Here is a 6636-nt window from a genome sequence, read left to right on the forward strand (position 1 = left end):
GAAGGTTCGGGAGGGCGCCCAGGTTAAGCGGGGGCAGCTCCTTTTCACGGACAAGAAGAACGAAGGCGTTGTCTACACCGCTCCGGCCGGTGGCACCGTCCGGGAAATCAACCGCGGGGAACGGCGTGTTTTCCAGTCTCTCGTCATCGAAGTGGATGAGAATGAGGAGGCGGAAACCTTCAGCCGTTACAGCGCTTCCGAGATTGACGGGCTTGCCCGTCAGGACGTGGTGGATAACCTTGTCAATTCCGGCATGTGGACGGTGATCAGAACCCGTCCCTACAGCAAGGTGCCGGCGATTGATGCGCCGGAGCCTCACGCGATTTTCGTCTCCGCGATGGATACTCATCCGCTGGCGCCGGATCCCCAGACCATCATCAATGAGGATCCCGAGGCGTTCGAGAACGGTCTGCGCGTACTCTCACGGCTGACCAGTGGCGCCGTCCACCTGGGCAGTGGCCCGGATGCCCGGATACCGATGCCCTCGGGCGACCAGTTCCAGCAGCATACGTTTGATGGCCCCCATCCCGCCGGCAATGTCGGCACCCATATCCACTTCATTGACCCCGTGGGCGGTGAGAAAGTGGTCTGGACGGTGGGCTACCAGAATGTGATGGACATCGGCCGCCTTTTCACCACCGGCATGCTGCCCACGGAACAGATCGTGGCCATTACCGGTCCCTGTGCCGCCAAGCCGCGTCTGCTTCGCACCCGTATCGGTGCCAGCCTCGAGGAACTGCTCGAAGGTGAGCTGGAGCAGGGCGATATGGATATCCGGCTGGTGAACGGCTCCGTGCTGGGCGGCCGCGCCGCACGTGGGCCGGTAAGCTATCTGGCACGCACGGCCACCCAGGTCACCGCCCTTGAAGAAGGCTATCGCCGGCACTTCATGGGATGGCTCTCGCCCGGGTCCAACCGGTTCTCCCGCCTCAATATCTACCTTTCCAAGCTGATGCCGGGTAAGCGGTTCAACTTCACAACCACCACCAATGGCTCAGAGCGGGCCATGGTTCCGATCGGAGTCTACGAGGAGGTGATGCCCCTCGACATTCTGCCCACCCAGCTGCTGCGTTCGCTGATCGTTCAGGACACCGAACAGGCCCAGCAACTCGGGGCACTGGAACTCGACGAGGAAGACCTTGCTCTGTGCACCTTCGTGTGTCCCGGCAAGTATGAGTTCGGGCCGATTCTCCGACAGAATCTGACGCGCATTGAGATCGAGGGCTGATTCATGGGGCTGAGACAGATATTCGACCGGATTGAGCCGCACTTCGAGAAAGGGGGGCGTTTTGAGCGCTGGTATCCCCTGTACGAAGCGGTGGACACCATTTTCTATACACCGCCATCGGTGACCCGGACCAACGCCCATGTGCGTGATGGCATTGATCTCAAGCGGATCATGATCACCGTGTGGTTCTGTGTCTTCCCGGCCATGTTCTTCGGTATGTGGAACGCGGGTTACCAGGCCAACACCTATCTGGCCGAGCAGGGCATGGCCATGGCGGACGAGGGGCTGCGTGCCGCCTTCATCTCCGCACTGGCGGGCAATGACCCCGGCAGCATCTGGGATAACATCATCTTCGGTGCCGCCTATTTCGTTCCCATCTACTTCGTGACCTTCGTGGTTGGCGGCTTCTGGGAAGTGCTCTTCGCGACCGTGCGCAAGCATGAGGTCAATGAAGGGTTCTTTGTCACCTCCATTCTGTTCGCGCTCATCCTGCCGCCCACTATTCCCCTGTGGCAGGTGGCGCTGGGCATCACCTTCGGTGTGGTTGTCGCCAAGGAGATCTTCGGGGGTACCGGCAAGAACTTCCTGAACCCGGCACTGACCGGGCGGGCCTTCCTGTACTTCGCGTATCCCGCCCAGATCTCGGGCAACGAGGTCTGGACCGCCGTGGACGGTTTCAGCGGTGCGACCGCACTGAGTGTCGCTGCTTCCAGTGGCATGGAGGGGTTGAGCAATCATCTGACCTGGTTTGATGCCTTCTTCGGGTTCATGCAGGGGTCCGTCGGTGAGACGTCAACACTGGCGATCCTGATCGGTGGTGCTGTGCTGCTGTTGATGAAGATCGCCAGTTATCGCATCGTGTTTGGTACGCTGATAGGTCTGATCGGCACGGCGCTGCTGTTCAATGCGGTGGGCTCCGACAGTAATCCGATGTTTGAGATTCCGCCTCACTGGCACTTTGTGATCGGAGGTTTCGCGTTTGCCATGATGTTCATGGCGACGGATCCGGTGTCCGCGTCCATGACCAACACCGGGCGTTGGGTGTTCGGCATCTTCATCGGCGTGATGACGGTACTGATCCGGGTTGTGAATCCGGCATTCCCGGAAGGGGTGATGCTCGCAATCCTGTTCGCGAACCTGTTCGCACCCTTCATCGACCACCTCGTCATTCAGGCGAATATCAAGCGGAGGCAGGCCCGTGTCGCAGTCTAACGATACCGTCAGCAAGATCCTGATCGTCGCCGTAACGCTCAGCATCGTCTTCTCCGTGATTGTCTCCGGCGCGGCGGTCACGCTGCGGCCGGCTCAGGAGCGGAATGAGGCTCTGAGCACCCGTTCCAACATGCTTGCCGCAGCCGGAATCATTGAGGCGGATGCATCCAATGACAGGGTCGCGGAAACGTTTGACCGGTTTGATGTGCTGCTGGTGGAAATGGGAACCGGTGAGACGGTTTCGCCTGAACAAGCCAAGGCGAAATCCGTGGAATCCTATGACCAGCGCCGGGCTTCCCGCGATCCGGATATCTCCCGGGGGCTTGAGAATGATCCGGCCGGCATCAACCGCCAGGCAATGTACCGCAAGGCCTTCGTTCTGAAGGACAATGGCTCGGTGGAGCGGGTGGTTCTACCGATTCACGGCTATGGACTCTGGTCCACCATGTACGGTTTCCTTGCCCTTGAAGGGGATGCGAACACTGTAGCCGGCCTGCGCTTCTACGAGCACGGTGAGACTCCGGGGCTGGGGGCGAAGATCCAGAGCCCGGACTGGGTTGCCAAGTGGAAGGGTAAGAAAATCTACGAGCCGGGCAACTGGCAGACCCCCAACTTCCGCCTGATCAAGGGTGGTGTGGGCGAGAACACCGAGGGCCGCGAGCATAAGGTTGATGCGCTTTCCGGGGCGACGCTGACATCCCGGGGTGTTGAAAGTACGATCAATTTCTGGCTTGGCGAGCGGGGCTATGCGCCCTTCCTCGCCAAGGTGCGCAACGGGGAGATCTGAGCCATGGCGGAACTGAAAACCAAAGACGTCCTGTTTGGACCCATACTGCACAATAACCCGATCGCACTTCAGATTCTGGGCATCTGTTCGGCTCTGGCCGTTACGTCCAGCGTCAAGGTGAGTCTGGTGATGTGTGCCTCCGTGATCGCGGTGACCTGTGCCTCAAACTTTGCGGTATCGTTGATCCGCAAGCAGATTCCGAGCAGTATCCGGATCATTGTCCAGATGACCATCATCGCCTCCCTGGTCATTGTCGTGGACCAGTTCCTCAAGGCGTTCGCCTACGAGATCAGTAAGCAGCTCTCGGTGTTCGTGGGCCTGATCATCACCAACTGCATCATCCTCGGCCGGGCCGAAGGGTTCGCGATGCAGAACGGGCCCTGGCTGAGCTTTGTGGACGGTCTTGGTAACGGCCTGGGCTACAGCCTGATCCTGATTGTGGTGGCCACGTTCCGGGAGATTCTGGGTGCGGGTACCTGGATGGGCTTTACGGTACTGCCACTGGCCAGTGAGGGCGGCTTCTATGTCCCGAACGGCCTGATGCTGCTCCCGCCGAGCGCCTTCTTCCTGATCGGCTTCTTCATCTGGGCCGTGCGGATCTGGGATCCGGACCAGATCGAGGAGGAGGAGTTCGAGATGCAGCCCCATAAAGTACGGGAGGCGTTCTGATGGAACACTATATCAGCCTCATCCTCCAGGCCGTTTTTGTCGAAAACCTGGCGCTGGCCTTCTTCCTGGGGATGTGTACCTTCCTGGCCATCTCCAAGAAGGTAGAAGCCGCTATGGGACTGGGGATTGCCGTGGTGGTGGTGCTCACCATCTCGGTCCCGGTGAACAACCTCATCTACAACTATGTCCTGCGTGATGGCGCCCTGTCCTGGGCAGGGCTGCCCAACATGAACCTGAGCTTTCTCGGGCTTCTGACCTATATTGGTGTGATCGCGGCTCTGGTCCAGATTCTGGAGATGTTCCTGGACCGCTATGTGCCGGCACTGTACAGCGCGCTGGGGGTTTTCCTGCCGCTGATCACGGTGAACTGTGCGATCCTGGGCGCATCACTGTTCATGGTCGAGCGTGACTATGCGTTCGGTGAGAGCGTGGCCTATGGGTTCGGTGCCGGCGTTGGCTGGGCCCTGGCCATCGTGGCCCTGGCGGGCATCCGCGAGAAGCTCAAGTACAGTGATGTTCCGCCGGGACTGCGTGGACTCGGCATCACATTCATTACCGTGGGGCTGATGTCGCTCGGTTTCATGTCCTTCTCGGGCATATCGCTGTAATACGGCGTATTCGGATACAAGGCAGAAGGCGGAGTCATGGTTACAGAAATCATACTGGGCGTGGTGATGTTCACCGTGATCGTCCTGTCGCTGGTCGCGGTCATCCTTGGTGCGCGGGCACGACTGGTCAGTTCCGGTGACATTGAGATCGAGGTCAATGGTGACCCGGAACACAGCTTCACGACACAGGGCGGCGGTAAGCTCCTGGGTAAGCTCGCCGAGCAGGGCATCTTCCTGTCGTCCGCCTGTGGCGGTGGCGGAAGCTGTGGCCAGTGCGTTTGCAAGGTTCACGAGGGTGGCGGCTCCGTGCTGCCAACGGAGAAGAACCACTTCACGCCGCGGGAGCAGCGTGAAGGCTGGCGCCTCTCCTGCCAGGTGCCCGTTAAGCAGGACATGAAGGTTGAGGTACCGGAGGAGTTCTTCGGCGTGCGCAAGTGGGAGTGCACGGTCCAGTCGAACCACAACGTGGCCACCTTCATCAAGGAAACCATCCTCAACCTGCCGGAAGGTGAGGAAGTGGACTTCCGTGCCGGCGGCTATGTGCAGTTCGAGGCGCCTGCGCACGAGGTGCACTTCAAGGACTTCGACGTCGAGGAGGAGTACCACGAGGACTGGGACAAGCACGGTCTCTGGGACATCAAGTCGGTGGTGAAGGAAGATATCGTACGGGCCTACTCCATGGCCAACTATCCGGAAGAGAAGGGCGAGCTGCGCTTCAATATCCGGATCGCGACGCCACCGCCGGGGACCAACCATCCGCCGGGGCAGATGTCCTCTTACGTCTTCTCCCTGAAACCGGGTGACAAGATGACGGTGATGGGTCCCTTCGGCGAGTTCTTTGCCAAGGATACCGATGCGGAGATGTGCTTCATTGGTGGTGGTGCCGGTATGGCTCCGATGCGGGCGCATATCTTCGACCAGCTCAAGCGCATCAACACCAACAGGAAGATCACTTTCTGGTATGGCGCGCGCAGCAGGCGTGAGATGTTCTATGTGGAGGACTTCAACCAGCTCCAGGAGGACTTTGACAACTTCAATTGGCATGTGGCGCTGTCCGATCCACTGCCCGAGGACGAATGGGAAGGGGACGTCGGGTTCATCCATAATGTCCTCTATGAGAACTATCTGAAGCACCATGAGGCGCCCGAGGACATTGAGTACTACATGTGCGGGCCACCCATCATGAATGCGGTGACCATCAAGATGCTCAAGGATCTGGGCGTCGAGGATGAGAACATAGCCCTGGATGATTTCGGGGGCTGATCCCGCGAACACCCGACCAAGGTCGGGTGTTTTTGGTTGAATCCACTGGCGCCCGGGCGTCACCATGGCAATAGGTGGGTCCGTGTATGGAGGTAATCATGTTTGAGACATTTGTTCTGGCAGTAGTGCTTGTGATGGTGCTGATTGCCGGCATGTCGATCGGGGTCATCTTTGGGCGCAAGCCCATCAGCGGCTCGTGCGGGGGCGTGGGCAATCAGGTAGGCGGTGGCAGCGGCTGCTCCGTCTGCGGGCGGTCCTCGGGAAGCTGCTCCGACGATGACGAGGCGCCGGACGCTGGAGAAGCGGATAACCTGACCTACAATGCAGACAGCGACCGGCGGGCTTAAGCGGCACCGGTTACGGAATTCAGGTAGATAGAGGAGTGAGTGAGCGGATGTCGGATCAGCATTTTGATGTTGTGGTAATTGGTGCCGGGCCTGCAGGCGAAGGGGCCGCCATGAACGCGGCAAAGCACGGTCGGCGGGTTGCCATTGTGGATGACAAGCAGACGGTTGGCGGCAACTGCACCCACTGGGCAACCATTCCGTCCAAGGCGCTGCGTTACTCGGTCAAGCAGATCATCAACTTCAACACCAATCCGATGTTCCGCGATATCGGCGAGCCACGCTGGTTCTCCTTTCCCCGGGTCCTTCAGAACGCCGAACGCGTGCGCAACAAGCAGGTTAAACTTCGAACCGGGTTCTATGCCCGCAATCGGGTACAGCGCTTCCACAGCCGCGCGCGTTTCCTGGACCAGAACCAGCTGGAACTGCATGACGAGGAGACAGGTGGGCAGCGGATTACGGCGGACAGCTTCGTGATCGCCACGGGGTCATCGCCGTATCTGCCCCCGGATGTGGATTTCTCCC

8 protein-coding genes are annotated in these 6636 nt (G+C 59.6%); all 8 read left to right on the forward strand.

The annotated features are described in order from the left end of the window. On the forward strand, nt 1-1228 hold a 1228-nt coding region (locus QZ501_RS14470; RefSeq protein ID WP_295720504.1), incomplete at its 5' end, for a Na(+)-translocating NADH-quinone reductase subunit A. A gap of 3 nt (nt 1229-1231) precedes the next feature. Next, on the forward strand, nt 1232-2440 hold the full coding sequence (locus tag QZ501_RS14475; RefSeq protein ID WP_151439366.1) for an NADH:ubiquinone reductase (Na(+)-transporting) subunit B: 1209 nt from the start codon (nt 1232-1234) through the stop codon (nt 2438-2440). After that, the gene (locus tag QZ501_RS14480) at nt 2427-3227 is read left to right on the forward strand and encodes a Na(+)-translocating NADH-quinone reductase subunit C (RefSeq protein WP_151439367.1); all 801 of its coding nucleotides are present in this window, start codon (nt 2427-2429) and stop codon (nt 3225-3227) included. The genes QZ501_RS14475 and QZ501_RS14480 overlap by 14 nt, the downstream gene beginning before the upstream one ends. Nucleotides 3228-3230: 3 nt before the next feature. Beyond that, a complete protein-coding gene (locus tag QZ501_RS14485) occupies nt 3231-3896 on the forward strand; it encodes an NADH:ubiquinone reductase (Na(+)-transporting) subunit D (RefSeq protein WP_151439368.1) in 666 nt (221 codons plus the stop codon). After that, nucleotides 3896-4504 carry an NADH:ubiquinone reductase (Na(+)-transporting) subunit E gene (gene nqrE, locus QZ501_RS14490; RefSeq protein WP_151439369.1) on the forward strand — a complete coding sequence of 203 codons (609 nt, stop codon included), beginning with the start codon at nt 3896-3898 and terminating at the stop codon, nt 4502-4504. Before QZ501_RS14485 ends, nqrE begins: the two co-directional genes overlap by 1 nt. A 36-nt stretch (nt 4505-4540) precedes the next feature. Further along, the gene (nqrF, locus tag QZ501_RS14495; protein WP_151439370.1) at nt 4541-5767 is read left to right on the forward strand and encodes an NADH:ubiquinone reductase (Na(+)-transporting) subunit F; all 1227 of its coding nucleotides are present in this window, start codon (nt 4541-4543) and stop codon (nt 5765-5767) included. A gap of 98 nt (nt 5768-5865) precedes the next feature. Further along, complete coding sequence (gene nqrM, locus QZ501_RS14500) at nt 5866-6114, forward strand: (Na+)-NQR maturation NqrM (protein WP_095617051.1); 249 nt, start codon at nt 5866-5868, stop codon at nt 6112-6114. Between the two features lie 47 nt (nt 6115-6161). After that, nucleotides 6162-6636, forward strand: a 475-nt coding sequence (locus QZ501_RS14505; protein WP_295720509.1) for an FAD-dependent oxidoreductase, incomplete at its 3' end; no start/stop codon positions are given.

This window comes from uncultured Halovibrio sp. (genome assembly GCF_913056445.1).
Classification (GTDB): Bacteria; Pseudomonadota; Gammaproteobacteria; order Pseudomonadales; family Oleiphilaceae; genus Halospina; species Halospina utahensis_B.

Bases quoted from the DNA above. Each gene is read 5' to 3' on its own strand.
- QZ501_RS14475 (WP_151439366.1), top strand. From the start codon at position 1,232: ATGGGGCTGAGACAGATATTCGACCGGATTGAGCCGCACTTCGAGAAA.
- QZ501_RS14485 (WP_151439368.1), top strand. From the start codon at position 3,231: ATGGCGGAACTGAAAACCAAAGACGTCCTGTTTGGACCCATACTGCAC.
- nqrE (WP_151439369.1), top strand. From the start codon at position 3,896: ATGGAACACTATATCAGCCTCATCCTCCAGGCCGTTTTTGTCGAAAAC.
- nqrF (WP_151439370.1), top strand. From the start codon at position 4,541: ATGGTTACAGAAATCATACTGGGCGTGGTGATGTTCACCGTGATCGTC.
- nqrM (WP_095617051.1), top strand. From the start codon at position 5,866: ATGTTTGAGACATTTGTTCTGGCAGTAGTGCTTGTGATGGTGCTGATT.